The organism is Ideonella sp. P3_A4 (genome assembly GCF_056403075.1).
On the sequence record NZ_JBFUGE010001304.1, the window covers coordinates 1 to 689 of the forward strand.

Here is a 689-nt window from a genome sequence, read left to right on the forward strand (position 1 = left end):
GGCCCCCAGGGTCGGGTCGGGCCTGGCCCGGCCCCGGCGGGGAATCTGTCTGCCTGGAAACCCATCGATGAAAACTCGCGAATCAAACGCCACGACATCCGTGCAAGAACCCGCCGCGTCGACACGCCGCGCGTCGGTCGGTTTGACAGCCGATGTGCAAAGCGACACCACGGTGCAGCGCGTGGCAGGTCCGACAGACATCGGCCAGTCGCCACGCATGGTGGCTCAGCGACGTGCCATGGAAGGATTGCTCGGCACGCCGATTCACGGCATCGTCGCACAGCGCCAGTCCGCTGCCGCCGGCTCGGGTGTCGTCCAGCTGCTCAAGCGCGTCAGGAACGTTGTCACCGACGATGAACGCGACGTCGAGGACGACTATGTCCTGCGAGACAACGAGCTGTTCGTCGGCCAGCATGGCCCGGTTCCACGAGGTTTCGACGATGAGCAGCAGTTCCGCGACCTGACCCGCCCGTACGCCCAGCAGGACCGCTCCGGGAGCCTGATCTTTTCGGGCAGCTCGGTCACCAACCGCAGCTACAAAACTGGCCAGCCCTTCAGGGCTGAGAGCGACATCGACGTCGGGCTGGTTTCATCAGATTGGAGCCGGCTCAATCAAGTCCAACCCAGCGGCTTTCCGGTGCCCAGGACGCCGCTTTCGCAGGTCGAGCGGCAGACGACTCAACAGGCTC

1 protein-coding gene is annotated in these 689 nt (G+C 65.0%); it reads left to right on the forward strand.

Annotated elements, in window-relative coordinates:
* Positions 1–100: 100 nt before the first annotated feature.
* A partial coding sequence (locus AC1DYI_RS37695; protein WP_477209158.1) for a hypothetical protein occupies positions 101–689 on the forward strand: 589 nt, incomplete at its 3' end.